This is a genomic window from Leifsonia sp. C5G2 (genome assembly GCF_013359685.1).
Taxonomy (GTDB): Bacteria; Actinomycetota; Actinomycetes; order Actinomycetales; family Microbacteriaceae; genus Leifsonia.
This window is the reverse complement of sequence record NZ_JABFMV010000018.1, coordinates 23,089-39,867: the sequence shown is the minus strand read 5'-3', so window position 1 is coordinate 39,867 and position 16,779 is coordinate 23,089. Positions and strand designations below refer to the sequence as shown.

Genomic DNA, 16,779 nt, shown 5'->3' with positions numbered 1-16,779 from the left:
AGCCTCGTGACAGGACCGGCGCCCTCTTCCCTGCGCCCCGAGCATCCCGTCGCCCGCCCGCTCGCCCAGCTGGTAGCGGAGTTCGGGCTGGACAGCCGCGGCGACCTCGACGGCGTCGAGGTGACCGGAGCCGCCCTGGCGAGCTCCGCCGTCGAACCCGGCGACCTGTATGTCGGCGTGCCCGGCCGCAACGTCCACGGCGCGAGCTACTCGGCGGCGGCCGCCGAGGCGGGCGCGGTCGCCGTGCTCACCGACGAGGAGGGTGCGGCGCTGGCGGAGGAGTCCGGTCTGCCGGTCATCGTCACGCCCGACCCGCGGGCCGCGCTCGGCGCGGTGTCCGCCTGGATCTACCGCACCGACGAGAATCAGGCGACGCTCTTCGGCGTCACGGGCACCAACGGCAAGACCTCGGTGGTGTACCTGCTGAACGCGATCCTCGGCCAGCTCGGGGTCGTCTCCGGCCTCAGCTCCACCGCCGAGCGGCGCATCGGCGACACCGTCATCACGAGCAAGCTGACCACCCCGGAGGCGAGCGAGCTGCACGCGCTGCTCGCCCGCATGCGCGAGGAGGGCGTCCGCGCCGCCGCGATCGAGGTGTCGGCGCAGGCCCTCACGCGCCACCGCGTCGACGGGATCGTGTTCGATGTCGTCGGCTTCACCAACCTGAGCCACGACCACCTCGACGACTACGCGGCGATGGACGACTACTTCGCCGCAAAGCTGGAGCTGTTCCAACCCGACCGCGCCCGCCGTGGCGTCGTCACGGTCGACTCCGAGTGGGGCCACAGGCTCGTCGAGCAGTCGCGCATCCCGCTGGCGACCCTGTCCAGCTCGGCCGGCTCCGACGCCGAGTGGACGCTGACCGTGCTGGAGGAGACCCTCGCAAGCACCCGGTTCAGCCTGGAGGGCCCGGACGGCCGTGGCCTGGAGACCAGCATCCCATTGCTCGGCGCCTACAACGCCGCGAACGCCGCCCTTGCCATCGTCATGCTCGTGGAGTCGGGCTACGACCTCGACGCGATCGGCGCGGCGCTGGAGCGCGACGGCGGCATCGACGCCTATATCCCGGGCCGCGCGGAGCGGCTCTCCGGCGACCGCGGTCCGGTCGTCTTCATCGACTACGGCCACAGCCCGGACGCGTTCCTCTCGACTCTGAGCGCGCTGCGCAAGGTCACCGAGGGCCGCATCGTGATGGTGTTCGGCGCGGACGGCGACCGCGACACCACCAAGCGCACCGACATGGGTGCGATCGCCGCCCGCGGTGCGGACGCCGTGGTCATCACCGACTTCCACCCGCGCTGGGAGGACCCGGCCGCCATCCGTGCCGCCCTGCTGGAGGGCGCCCGCTCGGCCGTGCCGGACGGCGAGCTGTACGAGGTGCCGGACCCGCGTGCCGCATTCCGCACGGCCCTCTCGCTCGCGGGCGAAGGCGACGTCGTGCTGTACGCCGGCCCGGGCCACGAGGACTACCAGGAGGTGGCCGGCCAGCGCCTGCCGTACTCCGCCCGCGAGGATGTGCGCCTCGCCCTGCGAGAGGCCGGGTGGCTGTAGATGATCGCCATGACCCTCGCCGAGATCGCCGCGGCGACCCGCGGCACCCTGCTTCTCGACGGCACGCACGTCTCGCCCGACGCCGTGGTCTCCGGCCTCTCCACCACCGACTCCCGTGAGGTCGAGCCCGGCTCGATCTTCTTCGCCAAGCCCGGCGAGGTGACCGACGGGCACCTCTTCGCGCCGCAGGCGGTCGAGGCCGGTGCAGCGCTCGTCGTGGTCGACCACCCGCTGGAGCTTCCCGTCCCGCAGCTGCTGGTGGAGGACACCGTCGTCGCGCTCGGCGACCTCGCGACCGAGGTCATCGCGCGCGTGCGCGCCCTCGGCCTGCTGAAGATCGTCGGCATCACCGGCTCCAACGGCAAGACCACGACCAAGAACCTGCTGCGCGCCGTGCTGGAGCAGGTCGGCCCGACGATCGCGCCGCGCGCGTCCTTCAACAACGAGGTCGGCGCCCCGGTGACGATGCTCCAGGTGACCGAGGAGACGCAGTTCCTCGTCGCCGAGATGGGCGCGAGCGGCATCGGCGAGATCGCCCGCCTGGTGCGCATGGCGCGGCCGGACGTCGGCGTCGTGCTCAAGGTCGGCCTCGCCCACGCCGGCGAGTTCGGCGGGATCGAGAAGACCCTGCAGGCGAAGACCGAGATGGTCACGGATCTGCTCGAGTCGGATGTCGCGGTGCTGAACATCGACGACCCGCGCGTCGCCACGATGGCAGGCAAGACCGTGGCCCGCGTGCTCTGGTTCGGCCTCGACGAGCGCGCCGACGTGCGCGCGACCGACGTCGTCTCCGACCGCCGCGGCACGTCGTTCACCCTGCACCTGCCGCCGCGCGACGGGGGAGAGGGCGAGTCCCGCCCCGTGCGGTTCCAGGTGCTCGGCGAGCACCACGTGATGAACGCGCTGGCGGCCGCCGCCTCGGCGTACGTCCTCGACGTCGACATCGACACCATCGTCGCCGCGCTGCAGACCGTGAGGACGGCGGAGCGCTGGCGGATGGAGGTGCTCGGCAGCGGCGAGGTGACCGTCATCAACGACGCCTACAACGCGAGCCCCGACTCGATGTCGGCCGCGCTGAAGACGCTCGCGCAGATCGCGGAGCCCGAGGGCCGCACGGTCGCCGTGCTCGGCGAGATGAGCGAGCTGGGCGAGTTCTCGGGCGAGGAGCACGACCGCATCGGCCTGCTCGCCGTCCGCCTCGGCATCGACCAGCTCGTCGTCGTCGGCCCCTCCGCGCGCCGCATGCACATCACGGCGATCAACGAGGGCTCGTGGGACGGGGAGTCCCTCTACTTCGACACCCAGGACGCGGCGCTCGACCACCTCGCAGGCGCACTGCGCCCGGGCGACACCGTGCTCGTGAAGTCTTCCAACTCGGCCGGGCTGCGCTTCCTCGGCGACCGACTCGGGGAGATCTTCTCGTGAGAGCCCTGCTGACCTCCGGTGCGCTCTCGATGGCGTTCACGCTGTTCCTGACGCCGCTGTTCATCCGGCTGTTCCGCCGCCTGCAGTGGGGGCAGTTCATCCGCGACGACGGGCCGCAGAGCCACCACGCGAAGCGCGGCACCGCGACCATGGGCGGCATCGTCGTCATCCTGGGCACCCTGTTCGGCTACTTCACCGCGCTGCTGCTGACCGGCGACGAGACCAGTGTGTCCGCGCTGCTCGTGCTGTTCCTCATGGTCGGGCTCGGCGTGGTCGGCTTCATCGACGACTTCCTGAAGACCCGGCGCGAGCGCAGCCTCGGGCTCACCGGGTGGGCCAAGGTCGCCGGCCAGGTCGTCGTCGCGACGATCTGGGCGTTCCTGGCGATCCGGTTCCCGAACGGCAACGACTACACGCCGGCGACGATGAGCGTGTCGTTCATCCGCGACCTGCCGGCCATCGACTTCGGCGCGATCACCAAGTTCGGCGTGATCGGCGTGCTCGTCGGCTACGGCCTGTACCTGCTCTGGATCAACTTCCTGGTGGCCGCCACCTCGAACGGGGTCAACGTCACCGACGGTCTGGACGGCCTCGCCTCGGGCGCCTCCATCCTCGCGATCGGCGCGTACATCATCATCGGCTTCTGGCAGTCGATCCAGTCCTGCGCGAACGTCAAGCTGAGCGTCGAGAACGTGGCCAAGTGCTACGACGTGCGCGACCCGTTCGACCTCGCCATCGTCGCGACGGCGATCGTCGGAGCGGTCGTCGGCTTCCTCTGGTGGAACACGTCGCCCGCGCAGATCTTCCTCGGCGACACCGGCTCGCTGGCGCTCGGCGGCGCGGTCGCCGCCCTCGCCATCCTGAGCCGCACCGAGCTGCTGCTGGTCCTCATCGGCGGCATCTTCGTCATCGAGGCCGGGTCCGTCATCGTGCAACGGGCGTACTTCAAGCTGACCCGCGGCAGGCGCATCTTCCTGATGAGCCCCATCCATCACCACTTCGAGCTGAAGGGGTGGGCCGAGGTCACCGTCGTGGTCCGGTTCTGGATCATCGGCGGCCTGCTCGTGGCCGCCGGCGTCGGCTCGTTCTACCTGGAGTGGCTCGCCACATGACCGCCCTGGACGACCGTCTCGCCGGGCTGACCAGCTGGCATGCCGACTGGAGCGGCCTGCGGGTCGCCGTATACGGCCTCGGCGTCACCGGCTTCTCGGTGGCGGACACCCTGGCCGAGCTCGGCGCGCAGGTGCTCGTGGTCGCCGCGAAGGCGGACGACGAGCGGCGGATGCTGCTCGAGGTGATCGGCGCGGAGCTCGTCGAGCAGCCCGACCTGAGCGCGCCGCCGGAGCGTCTCGCTGAGTTCGACCCCGAGCTCGTCGTCGCGTCGCCCGGCTTCCACTGGGACCACCCGCTGCTGGTCTGGGCCGGGCAGCGCGGCACCGCCGTCTGGGGCGACATCGAGCTGGCCTGGCGCCTGCGCGACAAGGTCGCCCGGCCGGACGGCGCCGAGGGTCCCGCCGACTGGATCTGCGTCACCGGCACCAACGGCAAGACGACCACCGTGCAGCTCACGGCGACGATGATCCTCGCGGGCGGCAACCGCGTCGCACCGTGCGGCAACATCGGCGTCCCCGTGCTCGACGCCATCCGCGACCCGGAGGGATTCGACGTGCTCGTCGTCGAGCTCTCGAGCTACCAGCTGCACTGGGTGAACCGGAACGCAGGCGGCGAGCTGTCGCCGTTCTCGGCCGCCTGCCTCAACATCGCCGACGACCACCTCGACTGGCACGGCTCGATGGAGGCGTACATCGCCGCCAAGGCGAAGGTCTACGACAACACGCAGGTCGCCTGCGTCTACAACAAGGCCGACGAGAACACGCTCCGGATGGTGGAGCAGGCCGATGTGGTCGAGGGCGCCCGCGCCATCGGCTTCGGTCTCGGCGTCCCGGGCCCGAGCGACTTCGGGATCGTGGACGGCATCCTGTGCGACCGCGCGTTCCTGGAGGACCGCGCGAACGCGGCGATCGAGCTGACCACGCTGGAGGAGCTGGAAGAGGCGGGGCTCTCCGCGCCGCACGTGGTCGCCAACATCCTGGCCGCCTCCGCCCTCGCCCGCTCCTGGGGCGTCGAGCCGCAGGTGATCCGGGATGTGCTCACCGCGTTCCGGCTCGACGCGCACCGCATCGAGCTGGTGCGCGTGGAGGCGGGCGTGAACTGGGTGGACGACTCCAAGGCGACCAACCCGCACGCCGCCGACGCGTCGCTGCGCGCCTACCCGTCGGTGGTCTGGCTGGTCGGCGGGCTGCTCAAGGGTGTGGATGTGGACGACCTGGTCGGAAAGCACGTCGGCCGCCTCCGCGGGGCCGTCGTGATCGGCGTGGACCGCGCCGAGCTGCTGGCCGCGTTCCGCAAGCACGCCCCGGAGCTGCCCGTGCTCGAGGTCGAGTCCGCCGACACGGACGAGGTCATGCCGACCGCCGTCCGCCTGGCCGGCGGCCTCGCCCGCGAGGGCGACACGGTGCTGCTCGCGCCCGCCGCGGCCTCCATGGACCAGTTCGCCGACTACGCCGAGCGCGGCCGCCGCTTCCAGTCGGCCGTCAACGCCTACCTCGACGAGTCCGCCTCCTAGCCGACTGCGGCGTCGCGGGACGTCTGCGGCGCGGCGCGCACGCGCAGACGTCCCGGGAGGCCGCAGTCGCCGCATTCGGGCGACACGCGCCCCCGCTCCGGCGCCCTGGGCGGGACCGCGACGAGACTGGGACAGCCGACGGAACGACTGGGAGGTGAGGCGCGTGACGAGTGTGCCTCGTACCCCCGGCCGCAGCGCGGACCGCTCCCGCCTCGGCGCGCTGACGACGCGCATCCAGCTGGGCCGGGCCATGACCTCCGAGTCGGCCAACTACTTCCTGCTGCTCGGGGTCACCCTGTTCATGGTCGTGTTCGGCCTGGTCATGGTGCTGTCGTCGTCTGCGGTCGAGTCCCACAACGACAGCGACAACTTCTTCTCCCGGTTCTGGTCGCAGGGCGCGTACGCGCTGGTCGGCCTCCCGCTCATGTTCCTGGTGTCGCGCATCCCGCGGGCGTTCTGGAAGAAGACCATCTGGTTCTTCCTGGGCGCGGCCTGCTTCCTGCAGCTGCTCGTGGTGTTCACCCCGCTCGGCATGGAGATCGGCGGCAACCGCAACTGGCTCAAGGTCGGGTCCCTCACCCTGCAGCCGTCGGAGGCGATCAAGCTCGCCCTCGTCGTCTGGCTGGGCGTGGTGCTCGCCCGCAAGCGCGACATGCTCACACAGTGGAAGCACGTCGCCATCCCGGTCGTGCCCGTCGCCGGTGGCGCGACCGCGCTCGTGACGCTCGGCGGCGACCTCGGGACGACCATGATCCTGGCGGCGCTGATCCTCGGCGCGCTGTTCTTCGCCGGCGTGCGGATGCGCTACCTGCTCACCGGCGTCGTCATCGTGGGTGTGCTCGCCATCGCGGTGGCGCTCTCCAGCGCCAGCCGGGTGGGGCGCATCGCCGCGTACTTCGGCGGCACGAGCGTGGCGAACCCGGACGTGGACTGGCAGATCAAGAACGGCTTCTACGCGCTCGCCTCCGGCGGCGTCTTCGGCGTCGGGCTCGGCAACTCGCACTCGAAGTGGTCCTGGCTGCCCGCCGCCGACACCGACTTCATCTTCGCGATCATCGGCGAGGAGCTCGGCCTCATCGGGGCGGTCGTCGTACTGCTCCTGTTCGTGGTGCTGACCATCGCGTTCCTGCGCATCATCCACGCCTCGACCGATCCGTTCGCGCGCGTCACCACGGCGGCGATCATGGTCTGGCTGATCGGCCAGGCGTTCGTCAACATCGCGGTGGTGCTGGGGGTGATCCCGGTGCTCGGGGTCCCCCTCCCACTGATCTCTGCGGGTGGGACTGCGATGATCAGTTCCATGATCGCCATCGGAATCGTGCTGTCGTTCGCCCGGCAGTCCCAGCGGGACGCCCAGACCGACGAGGATGCCCTGCAGACCGCCGAGGCGGGTGCGCTGCGGTGACGCGCTACCTGCTGGCCGGCGGGGGCACCGCCGGTCACGTCAACCCGCTGCTCGCCGTCGCCGACCGGCTCCGCCGCGACGACCCCGGCGCCGAGGTGCTGGTGCTCGGCACGAAGGAGGGGCTGGAGGCGAGGCTCGTGCCCCAGCGCGGCTACGAGCTGGCGACCATCCCGAAGCTGCCGTTCCCCCGCCGCCCGAACGGCGCTGCGCTGCGCTTCCCCGGCGAGTACCGCCGCTCGATCCGCACGGTGCGTGAGCTGATCCGGGACCGCGGGATCGACGCGGTCGTCGGCTTCGGCGGCTACGCGGCGGCGCCCGCGTACTCGGCCGCCCGGTCGGAGGGCGTGCCGCTCGTGCTGCACGAGGCGAATGCACGGCCCGGACTCGCCAACAGGCTCGGCGCCCGCTACACGCCGTGGGTCGGCGTGGCGTTCGAGGGCACGCCGCTACCGCATCCCACCTTCGTCGGCATGCCGCTGCGCTTCGAGATCGAACAGCTCGACCGCGCGGCCGCCCGGCCCGAGGCCGCGGCCGAGTTCGGGCTGGACCCCGCGCTGCCGACCCTGCTCGTCACCGGCGGCTCGCTCGGCGCCCGCCGCATCAACCAGACGGTCGCCGCCCGCGCGACGGAGCTGACCGCCGCCGGCTGGCAGGTGCTGCACATCCAGGGCGGCCGCGGCGAGCTCGCGGACCCGGGTGTCGAGGGCTACCGCCTGCTCGAGTACTGCGACCGGATGGATCTGGCCCTCGCGATCGCGGACGTCGCCGTCGCACGCGCCGGTGCGGCGACGGTGTGCGAGTTCGCCGCCCTCGGAATCCCCGCCGTGTACGTCCCCTTCCCGATCGGCAACGGCGAGCAGCGCTACAACGCCGCGGGCGTGCTCCGCGCGGGCGGCGGCGTGCTCGTCGACGACGCCGCGTTCGAGCCGGCGTGGGTGGATGCGAACCTGCTCCCGCTCCTCGCCGACCGCGCGCGGGTGGCCGGGATGGGGGAGCGCGCCGCCTCGGCCGGAGTGCGCGACGGCTCCGACCGCATGGTCGCGCTCATCCTGCGCGCCCTCGGCTGATCCGAACCTTTCGTCGCGTAGCCTGGTACGCGATGGAGTCCCCTTCACGTAACCGAAAGCTGCACCCGTGACGATCAAGCCCGACCTGACCCTCGCCCTCCCGGAGGAGCTCGGAAAGCTCCACTTCGTCGGTATCGGCGGCTCGGGGATGAGCGGCATCGCGCGGCTGTTCCTCGAGGCCGGCTACACGGTCACCGGCTCCGACGTCCGTCACTCGGCCAACATCGACACCCTGCGCGCCCTGGGCGCCACGATCGCGATCGGCCACGACGCCGCGAACGTCGGCGACGCCGACACGCTCGTGGTCACGGGAGCCCTCTGGCAGGACAACCCGGAGTACCAGCTGGCGCTGTCGAAGGGCCTGCCGGTGCTGCACCGGTCGCAGGCGCTCGCCTGGCTGATCAACCGCTCGCGCCTGGTCGCGGTGGCCGGAGCCCACGGCAAGACCACCTCCACGGGCATGATCATCACGGGGCTGCTCGGCCTCGCCCAGGACCCGAGCTTCGTCAACGGCGGCGTCATCGCCTCCCTCGGCACGAGCTCGCAGACCGGCACGGGCGAGCTGTTCGTCGTCGAGGCGGACGAGTCGGACGGCTCGTTCCTGCTCTACGACACCGCGGTCGCGCTCATCACCAACGTCGACCCCGACCACCTGGACCACTACGGGTCGCTGGAGGCCTTCGAGGACGCGTTCGTCACCTTCGCCCGCGAAGCGGACGAGTTCGTCGTCGTGTCCTCCGACGACCCCGGCGCGGTGCACGTCACCGGCCGGCTGCGCGAGCAGGCGCCGGAGAAGCGCATCGTCACGTTCGGCGAGGCGGAGGACGCGGAGGTGCGCGTCCACTCCATCGTCACCGACGGTCCCGTCTCGTTCTCGCTGCGCTACCGCGGGGAGGACTACGCGGCCCGCCTGCGCGTCCCCGGCCGCCACAACGCCATCAACGCCGGCGGCGCCTTCGCCGTGCTGACCGGCCTCGGCTTCGAGCCGGCGGCGGCCCTCGCCGCGATCGCCGAGTTCGGCGGCACGGAGCGCCGTTTCGAGCTGCACGGCACGGTCGCGGGCGTCAGCGTCTACGACGACTACGCACACCACCCGACCGAGGTCGCCGCCGCACTGTCGGCCGCGCGCACGGTCGTCGGGGGTGGACGCATCATCGCCGTCCACCAGCCGCACCTGTACAGCCGCACCCGGCTGTTCGCGAAGGAGTTCGCCGAGACGCTGGAGACCTACGCGGACGAGACCGTCGTGCTCGACGTGTACGGAGCCCGCGAGGACCCGGAGCCGGGCGTCACCGGTGCTCTCGTCGCGGACCGCTTCGAGCATCCCGAGCACGTCGCCTTCATCGCCGACTGGCAGCAGGCCGCCGACCACACGGCGCAGATCGCGCGCGAGGGCGACTTCGTCATCACTCTCGGCTGCGGCGACGTGTACCGCATCGTGCCCCAGCTGCTCGACTCGCTGCGCCGGGAGCACCCGGACGCCGCCGTCGCGGAGTAGCGGGTCCCTCCGGTGAAGCGTCCCCAGGGGTTCGACCGGTCGGAGGCACCCGCCCCCGAGGCCGCCCCGCCGAGCGCCGCGGCCTCGCCGCCGCGCGCCGCGGAGGAACGCGGGCGCAGCGTGCAGACGGTCACCGAGCCCATCCCCGTGCTGCGGCCGGACTCTGCGGCAGGAGCCACTCCGGTCCGCGGCCCGCTCGCCGACGAGCCGCCGTACTCGCGGCTGCCGAGCAACCGTGAGATCGACAAGGCCCTGCGCGCCGCGCGGCGGGAGCGCAAGCGCGTCGAGCGCGGCGAGGTGCGCCGCTTCACGAAGCGCTCGCGCCGGCGTCGCATCGCCTGGCTCGCCGCCGCGGGCGTCGTCGTCGCGCTCGTCGTGGCGGTGGGGCTCGTCGCGTACTCGCCGCTGCTGGCGCTGCGCCACATCCAGGTGACCGGAACCTCCCGGCTGGATGCGGCCGCCGTCGAGAAGAAGCTCTCCGACCAGCTCGGGACGCCGCTGCCGCTGCTGAGCTCCGGCGGGATCTCCAGCGACCTGGCCGCGTTCCCGCTCATCCGCAGCTACACCGTGGAGAGCCATCCGCCGGACACGATCGTCGTCCGCGTTGTGGAGAGGCAGCCGGTCGGCGTCATCCAGCGCGGCAACGCCTTCACCCTGGTGGATGCCGCGAAGGTGCCGATCTCGAGCAGCCAGCAGCGGCCAGAGGGCTACCCGCTGATCACCGCCGGCGGCGGCGCGGCGGACGTCGACGCCGACTCGGGCTTCGCGGCGGCCGCCGGTGTGCTCAGCGCGCTGCCGGCCGGTGTCCTCGCCCAGGTGGACACGATCACGGCGAAGACGAAGGACGACGTGAGCTTCACGCTCCGCGGCCGCAAGGCGACCGTCGTGTGGGGGAGTGCGGAGGACTCCGGTCTCAAGGCCGCCGACCTCGCCGCACTGCTCACGAGCGCCCCGGACGCGTCCCGCTACGACGTCTCCTCGCCGCACAGCGTGACGACGGGATAGCCGGGATGGACGGCAGTTTTCCGACACGCCTCGCAGCTTCCGCGGGCGCGGGCCTGGCGCACCTAACGTCGGATCGAGAATTGCATACTCAGCAAGACTTTAAGCCTCAGCTAGAGGTTGAAGGTTCCCGTGGAGGCCGGACGTGACAGCACAACAGAACTACCTCGCCGTGATCAAGGTCGTCGGCATCGGCGGAGGCGGCGTCAACGCCGTCAACCGCATGATCGAGCTCGGCCTCCGCGGCGTCGAGTTCATCGCCATCAACACGGACGCGCAGGCGCTCCTGATGAGCGACGCCGACGTGAAGCTCGACGTCGGGCGTGAGATCACCCGCGGCCTCGGCGCCGGAGCCGACCCCGAGGTCGGCCGCCGCGCCGCCGAGGATCACGCGGAGGAGATCGAGGAGGCGCTCGCGGGCGCCGACATGGTCTTCGTCACCGCCGGAGAGGGCGGCGGCACCGGCACCGGCGGCGCCCCCGTCGTCGCACGCATCGCCAAGTCGATCGGCGCCCTGACCATCGGTGTCGTCACCAAGCCGTTCTCCTTCGAGGGCAAGCGCCGCCAGCAGCAGGCCGAGGCCGGCGTCCAGCGCCTGAAGGAAGAGGTCGACACCCTCATCGTCGTGCCCAACGACCGGCTGCTGGAGATCAGCGACCGCGGCATCAGCATGCTCGAGGCGTTCTCCACCGCCGACCAGGTGCTGCTCGCCGGTGTCCAGGGCATCACCGACCTGATCACCACCCCGGGCCTGATCAACCTCGACTTCGCCGACGTGAAGTCGGTCATGCAGGGGGCGGGCTCCGCGCTCATGGGCATCGGCTCCTCGCGCGGCGCCGACCGGGCGATCAAGGCGGCCGAGCTGGCCGTCGCGTCCCCGCTGCTCGAAGCCTCGATCGACGGCGCTCACGGTGTCCTGCTCTCCATCCAGGGTGGATCGAACCTCGGCATCTTCGAGATCAACGACGCCGCGCGACTGGTGCAGGAGGCGGTGCACCCGGAGGCGAACATCATCTTCGGTGCGGTCATCGACGACACCCTCGGCGACGAGGTGCGCGTGACCGTGATCGCGGCGGGCTTCGACGGCGGCGAGCCGAACTCGCGTCCGGTCACCGCCGACGCGCGCCGCGCCAGCTTCGTGGAGGCCGGCTCCGAGCAGTCGCAGATCGCCTCCTCCGCCGAGGTCGAGGCGGGGGAGATCCCGGCCCCGGAGACCTCGGCCTGGCAGACCGGCGAGCAGCCGGTCGCCGAAGCCGCACCGCAGAAGGACCCGGCGTTCGACGACGAGAATGACGACCTCGACATCCCCGACTTCCTCAAGTAACGGGCTGGCCGAGCGGCTCGCCGCGGTCCGGGAGGGCGTCTCCGACGCCGCCCGGGCCGCCGGCCGCTCGCCGGAGGAGCTCACCACCATCGTGGTGACCAAGTTCCACCCGGCCTCGCTCGTGCGCGAGCTGGCGGCGCTCGGCGTGCGGGACGTGGGGGAGAACCGCCACCAGGAGGCGCAGGAGAAGGCGGCGGAGCTCGCCGACCTCGCGCTCACCTGGCATTTCGTCGGGCAGCTGCAGAGCAAGAAGGCGCGGCAGGCGCGCCGGTACGCCTCCGTCATCCACTCGCTCGACCGCGTGTCCCTGGTGGACGCGCTGGCATCGGACGAGTCGACGGTCGACGCCTTCGTGCAGCTCAACCTGACGGACGACCCGGCCCGCGGCGGCGTCGCCGACCGCGATCTGGAGCCGCTGGTCGAGCACGTCCTCGCCACGCCCGGCCTCCGCCTGCTGGGTGTCATGGCCGTCGCGCCGCTGGGGGAGGAGCCCGCGCGCGCGTTCGAGCGCGTACGGGCGGCCTCCCAGCGGGTCCGGTCGCTCGCGCCCGACGCCGTCTTCATCTCCGCGGGGATGTCGCAGGACTACCCCGAGGCGATCGCCGCGGGCGCGACACACCTTCGGATCGGGACCGCCATTACCGGGAATCGGCCGGAGCTTCGTTAATCTCGAAACGAAGAGTTCGAAGGGCGTACGGAGGAAGCCATGGCCAACCCGCTGAAGAAGACGATGGTCTACCTGGGCCTCGCCGACGAGGAGCTGGAGTTCGACGACCAGCCGCAGGAGCAGACGTCGCACCAGCCGCGACGCGAGGCGCCGGTGCACACCCCCGCCCCGTCGCCGGTCCAGGCCGTCCCCCATCCCGCTCCGGTCGCGCCCGCGGCCGGCCGCGCTCCGGTCACGCCGCTGCGCAAGACCAACACCGCACGGAATGCATCGGTACAGGAAATGAACGAGATCCTCACGGTCCACCCCCGCCAGTACCGCGACGCCCAGGCGATCGCCGAGTCGTTCCGGGAGGGCATCCCGGTCATCATCAACCTCTCGCAGATGAGCGAGGGCGACGCCCGCCGGCTGATCGACTTCGCCAGCGGCCTGTCGCAGGGCCTCTACGGCAAGATCGAGCGGGTCACGCCGAAGGTCTTCCTGCTCTCGCCGAGCCACGTGGTCGTCTCCGGCGAGCACGGCGGCCAGGACGCCGAGGTCGACGCGTCCTTCTTCGCCCAGGCCTGACGCCTCCAGCAACGCACGAAAGCGCACCGGCTGCCTCACAGGGGAGCCGGTGCGCTTTCGTCCATACTGGAGGGGTGATCATCGTCTCGATCCTCGCGACCGTCCTCTATTACGCCCTCTTGATCTACTTCTTCGTGCTGTGGGCACGGTTCGTGCTGGATCTGGTGCGCGTCTTCGCGCGCCAGTGGCGGCCGCGGGGCTTCGGGCTCGTGCTGGCAGAGTCGACCTACGTGGTGACCGACCCGCCCATCCGCTTCTTCCGCCGCATCATCCCGCGGGTCTCCATGGGGCCGGTCGCCTTCGACTTCGGCTGGAGCCTGACGATGCTCGTCGTCATCATCGGCTTGTACGTCACCCTGGGATTCCGCTGAGCGTCGCTCCGGCTCCCGCGGGACGGGCCGTTGTATCGTTGAGCGACCGACGCGCTGACCGTGCGCCGGATCGCGCGACAGACGCCCGCTTTGCTAGCGTTGACTGAACGCGTTCCAGTTCCAATTTCACGATCTAAGGTGGCTTGCCATGGCGCTGACTCCGGAAGATGTAGTCAACAAGCGGTTCCAGCCGACGAAGTTCCGCGAGGGCTACGACCAGGACGAGGTCGACGACTTCCTCGATGAGGTCGTCGTCGAGCTGCGTCGCCTGAACCAGGAGAACGAGGAGCTCAAGCAGCGCCTCGTGGCGAGCGATTCGCGCATCGCGGAGCTGCAGCGCAGCGGCGGCCAGGGTGCCCCCGCGGCGGCCGCTCCCGCCGCGCAGGCCGACAACGGCCAGGCCGAGCGCCTGCAGCGCGAGAACGAGGAGCTCAAGCAGCGCCTCGCCCAGGCGCAGCAGGAGGCCGCTGCGGCCAAGCAGCAGGCCGAGCAGGCCCAGCAGGCCGCTCCGGCCTACCAGGCGCCCGCCGACGACGCGAACGACCCCAACGCCACCAACAACCTGCTGCAGCTCGCGCGCCGCCTCCACGAGGAGCACGTGCGCGAGGGTGTCGAGAAGCGCGACCAGCTCATCGCCGAGGGCCACGCCACCGCCGCCCGCATCGTGGCGGAGGCCGAGTCGAAGCAGCGCGCCCAGATCAGCGCCCTCGACCAGGAGCGCACCACCCTCGAGTGCCGCATCGACGAACTCCGCACGTTCGAGCGCGACTACCGCAAGGGCCTCAAGTCGTACATCGAGGGTCAGCTCCGCGACCTCGACGCGCCCGTCCAGGGCGGCGGCTCTGCTCCCCGCTCCGGCGCGTCCGTGAACGCGGGCGGCGTGCCCGCACCCGTTCCGGCCGGCGGCTCCGACGACTCCAGCAGCCAGGGCCAGCCCCCGGTCTTCCCCGGCTTTGGAGGCTAATCCCTCCCGGCCCAAGGTCAGCGTCAAGGCCTTGGTGATCCTGGCGGTGGTGGCGCTCTGCGTGTACCTCATCGACCAGATCGCCAAGGTCCTCGTCGTCTCGAACCTCTTCGAGGGCCAGCAGATCGAGGTCCTCGGCCAGCTCCTCCAGTTCCACTTCGTGAAGAACGCAGGCGCTGCCTTCTCCATCGGCAGCGGTTCGACGTGGATCTTCTCCATCGTCGGCGTCGGCGTCCTCGGCTTTGTCATCTGGTACGCCCCGCGCATCCGTTCGACCGCCTGGGCCGTGCTGTTCGGTCTGCTGCTCGGGGGCCTGCTCGGCAACCTGACCGACCGGCTCTTCCGGGAACCGGGCTTCGGTGTCGGCCATGTGGTCGACTTCCTGCAGATCCCATTGCTGCCGGCCATCTTCAACCTCGCCGACGTGGCGATCGTGTCGAGCATGGCGCTGTTCCTGATCCTGACCCTTCGCGGAGTCGGGCTGGACGGGCGGCACGCGCACGACGATGACGAGGACGGCGTCGACGAGACGGACGCCGGACTGGATGTCGAGCCGGACGCCGCCGAGCCCGCTCCGGACCGGCGCGACGAGCCGAAGAGCTAGATGGAGTCGCGCAGCTTCCCCATCCCGGACGGGCTCGAGGGCTCGCGCGTCGACGCAGGACTCGCCAAGCTCCTTGGCTTCTCGCGCAGCTTCGCCGCCGAGATCGCCGAGGCCGGCGGGGTGACCGTCGACGGCCGTGAAGCAGGCAAGTCCGACCGCCTCAGCGCCGGCTCCTGGCTCGAGGTGACCTGGCAGCCGAAGTCGGACGTCGAGATCGTCCCGATCGCCGTCCCCGACCTCACGATCGTCTACGACGACGACGACATCGTCGTGGTCGACAAGCCCGTGGGGGTCGCCGCCCACCCCTCGGTCGGCTGGGAAGGCCCGACGGTGCTCGGCGCCCTCGCCGCGGCCGGTTTCCGCATCTCGACCTCGGGCGCGGCCGAGCGCGCGGGCATCGTGCACCGCCTCGACGCCGGGACGAGCGGCCTCATGGTCGTGGCGAAGTCAGAGCGCGCGTACACGGCGCTGAAGCGCGCCTTCCACGACCGCACGGTCGAGAAGATCTACCACGCCGTCGTGCAAGGCCATCCCGACCCGCTCTCCGGCACGATCGACGCGCCGATCGGCCGCCACCCCCGGTCGGACTGGAAGTTCGCCGTCGTCGCCGGCGGGAAGCCGTCGGTGACGCACTACGAGACGATCGAGGCGTTCCCCGCGGCCAGCCTGCTGGAGATCCACCTGGAGACCGGCCGCACCCACCAGATCCGCGTGCACATGGCCGCCCAGCGCCACCCCTGCGTCGGCGACGCGATGTACGGCGCCGACCCCGTGCTGAGCGCGAAGCTCGGCCTCACGCGGCAGTGGCTGCACGCCGTCCAGCTCGCCTTCGAGCACCCGGCGACGGGGGAGTGGGTCACCTTCCGGACCACCTACCCGGAGGACCTGCAACACGCCCTGGACGTGCTCCGGGCGTCGTAGGTCGTCCGCGCCCCGGCAATAGCGGACAAATATATCTAGCCCCGGTTGATGGACTCATCTAGGGGGGCTAGAGTATCGTGATGCCGAAGCCGCAGAAACACCGCGACGTCATCAAGGTCGTCCGAGCGAACGGCTGGGTCTACCTTCGCCATGCAAAGGGCAGCCACGAACTCTGGGGTCTGCCCGATGAGTCCGTGAAGGAGTCCATCCCCGTTCACGGCGAGGTGAGTGCGGGGATCGTCGGACAGCTGATCAAGAAGCTGCCGGAAACCCCGCAGAGCTGGCGATGACGAGGCGGAGCGGATGATGAGGCGGACGGATGGAGGGACAGGGCAATGATTGAGCGGAAGACCTATCACGCCACAGCCCGACGCGACGGGCGATGGTGGCTCGTCACGGTGGAGGATCCCGATACGGTCGGTCAGGCGCGTCATCTCTCGGAGGTCGAGGAGGTCGCCCGTGAGGTGATCGGATTGTGGTTCGACATCGACCCGGACACCGTCGACGTGGATGTCGCCGTCGAGATTCCCGAATCGGCGCGAGCCGCATGGGATGAGGCCGTGACGCTCGAAGATCGGGCACGGAGGGATGAGGCGACCGCGGCCGCTCTCAGGCGAGCGGCGGTCCAGGCTCTCCGGGCTGAAGGGCTCACCATGAAAGACACGGGCCGGATCCTCGGCCTTTCTCCGCAGCGCGTCCACCAGTTGGCGCAGCGCCGAGACGGCGGGCCCGAGGCGTTGCCGGAGCGGGCCAGCGCCTGACGGGAAGTCGTACTCCGGGCCTGTGA

Annotated in this window: 17 protein-coding genes; all 17 read left to right on the top strand. The window is 71.0% G+C overall.

Annotated features, from left to right (window positions below):
- Window positions 1-6: 6 nt before the first annotated feature.
- The 17 genes from HNO83_RS18280 to HNO83_RS18200 all read left to right on the top strand — a co-directional run bounded on the left by HNO83_RS18280 (window position 7) and on the right by HNO83_RS18200 (window position 16,753).
- Window positions 7-1,551: a Mur ligase family protein gene (locus HNO83_RS18280; RefSeq protein ID WP_175338965.1), complete on the top strand. Its 1,545-nt coding sequence runs from the start codon at window positions 7-9 to the stop codon at window positions 1,549-1,551.
- A complete protein-coding gene (locus HNO83_RS18275) occupies window positions 1,552-2,976 on the top strand; it encodes a UDP-N-acetylmuramoyl-tripeptide--D-alanyl-D-alanine ligase (RefSeq protein ID WP_175338964.1) in 1,425 nt (474 codons plus the stop codon).
- A complete protein-coding gene (gene mraY, locus HNO83_RS18270) occupies window positions 2,973-4,088 on the top strand; it encodes a phospho-N-acetylmuramoyl-pentapeptide-transferase (protein WP_175338963.1) in 1,116 nt (371 codons plus the stop codon). The genes HNO83_RS18275 and mraY overlap by 4 nt, the downstream gene beginning before the upstream one ends.
- The gene (gene murD / locus HNO83_RS18265) at window positions 4,085-5,602 is read left to right on the top strand and encodes a UDP-N-acetylmuramoyl-L-alanine--D-glutamate ligase (RefSeq protein WP_175338962.1); all 1,518 of its coding nucleotides are present in this window, start codon (window positions 4,085-4,087) and stop codon (window positions 5,600-5,602) included. Before mraY ends, murD begins: the two co-directional genes overlap by 4 nt.
- 163 nt (window positions 5,603-5,765) lie before the next feature.
- Entirely contained in the window at window positions 5,766-7,007 is a 1,242-nt protein-coding gene (ftsW, locus tag HNO83_RS18260) for a putative lipid II flippase FtsW (protein WP_175338961.1), read from the top strand.
- On the top strand, window positions 7,004-8,074 hold the full coding sequence (locus HNO83_RS18255) for a UDP-N-acetylglucosamine--N-acetylmuramyl-(pentapeptide) pyrophosphoryl-undecaprenol N-acetylglucosamine transferase (protein ID WP_175338960.1): 1,071 nt from the start codon (window positions 7,004-7,006) through the stop codon (window positions 8,072-8,074). Before ftsW ends, HNO83_RS18255 begins: the two co-directional genes overlap by 4 nt.
- A gap of 67 nt (window positions 8,075-8,141) precedes the next feature.
- Window positions 8,142-9,572, top strand: coding sequence for a UDP-N-acetylmuramate--L-alanine ligase (murC, locus tag HNO83_RS18250; protein ID WP_175338959.1), 1,431 nt, complete (start codon window positions 8,142-8,144; stop codon window positions 9,570-9,572).
- Between the two features lie 12 nt (window positions 9,573-9,584).
- Window positions 9,585-10,577, top strand: a complete 993-nt coding sequence (locus HNO83_RS18245; RefSeq protein ID WP_175338958.1) for an FtsQ-type POTRA domain-containing protein — start codon at window positions 9,585-9,587, stop codon at window positions 10,575-10,577.
- Window positions 10,578-10,719: 142 nt separating this feature from the next.
- Entirely contained in the window at window positions 10,720-11,898 is a 1,179-nt protein-coding gene (ftsZ, locus tag HNO83_RS18240) for a cell division protein FtsZ (protein ID WP_175338957.1), read from the top strand.
- Window positions 11,864-12,565 carry a YggS family pyridoxal phosphate-dependent enzyme gene (locus HNO83_RS18235; protein WP_175338956.1) on the top strand — a complete coding sequence of 234 codons (702 nt, stop codon included), beginning with the start codon at window positions 11,864-11,866 and terminating at the stop codon, window positions 12,563-12,565. Before ftsZ ends, HNO83_RS18235 begins: the two co-directional genes overlap by 35 nt.
- A 39-nt stretch (window positions 12,566-12,604) precedes the next feature.
- Complete coding sequence (locus HNO83_RS18230; protein ID WP_175338955.1) at window positions 12,605-13,132, top strand: cell division protein SepF; 528 nt, start codon at window positions 12,605-12,607, stop codon at window positions 13,130-13,132.
- Between the two features lie 74 nt (window positions 13,133-13,206).
- Window positions 13,207-13,503, top strand: coding sequence for a YggT family protein (locus HNO83_RS18225; protein WP_115697119.1), 297 nt, complete (start codon window positions 13,207-13,209; stop codon window positions 13,501-13,503).
- 148 nt (window positions 13,504-13,651) lie between these two features.
- A complete protein-coding gene (locus tag HNO83_RS18220; RefSeq protein WP_175338954.1) occupies window positions 13,652-14,467 on the top strand; it encodes a DivIVA domain-containing protein in 816 nt (271 codons plus the stop codon).
- Between the two features lie 31 nt (window positions 14,468-14,498).
- Complete coding sequence (lspA, locus tag HNO83_RS18215) at window positions 14,499-15,071, top strand: signal peptidase II (RefSeq protein ID WP_175338953.1); 573 nt, start codon at window positions 14,499-14,501, stop codon at window positions 15,069-15,071.
- Window positions 15,072-15,992 (top strand): RluA family pseudouridine synthase, encoded by a 921-nt coding sequence (locus HNO83_RS18210; protein WP_175338952.1) that lies wholly within the window; start codon window positions 15,072-15,074, stop codon window positions 15,990-15,992.
- 80 nt (window positions 15,993-16,072) lie between these two features.
- Window positions 16,073-16,282: a type II toxin-antitoxin system HicA family toxin gene (locus HNO83_RS18205; protein WP_175338951.1), complete on the top strand. Its 210-nt coding sequence runs from the start codon at window positions 16,073-16,075 to the stop codon at window positions 16,280-16,282.
- 45 nt (window positions 16,283-16,327) lie between these two features.
- Window positions 16,328-16,753: a helix-turn-helix domain-containing protein gene (locus HNO83_RS18200; RefSeq protein WP_175338950.1), complete on the top strand. Its 426-nt coding sequence runs from the start codon at window positions 16,328-16,330 to the stop codon at window positions 16,751-16,753.
- The last annotated feature ends 26 nt before the right edge of the window (window positions 16,754-16,779 follow it).

Excerpts from the sequence above, each read along its gene's own strand:
- HNO83_RS18275 (WP_175338964.1), top strand. The coding sequence starts at position 1,552 with ATGATCGCCATGACCCTCGCCGAGATCGCCGCGGCGACCCGCGGCACC.
- murD (WP_175338962.1), top strand. The coding sequence starts at position 4,085 with ATGACCGCCCTGGACGACCGTCTCGCCGGGCTGACCAGCTGGCATGCC.
- HNO83_RS18235 (WP_175338956.1), top strand. The coding sequence starts at position 11,864 with ATGACGACCTCGACATCCCCGACTTCCTCAAGTAACGGGCTGGCCGAG.
- HNO83_RS18230 (WP_175338955.1), top strand. The coding sequence starts at position 12,605 with ATGGCCAACCCGCTGAAGAAGACGATGGTCTACCTGGGCCTCGCCGAC.
- HNO83_RS18220 (WP_175338954.1), top strand. The coding sequence starts at position 13,652 with ATGGCGCTGACTCCGGAAGATGTAGTCAACAAGCGGTTCCAGCCGACG.
- HNO83_RS18210 (WP_175338952.1), top strand. The coding sequence starts at position 15,072 with ATGGAGTCGCGCAGCTTCCCCATCCCGGACGGGCTCGAGGGCTCGCGC.
- HNO83_RS18205 (WP_175338951.1), top strand. The coding sequence starts at position 16,073 with ATGCCGAAGCCGCAGAAACACCGCGACGTCATCAAGGTCGTCCGAGCG.
- HNO83_RS18200 (WP_175338950.1), top strand. The coding sequence starts at position 16,328 with ATGATTGAGCGGAAGACCTATCACGCCACAGCCCGACGCGACGGGCGA.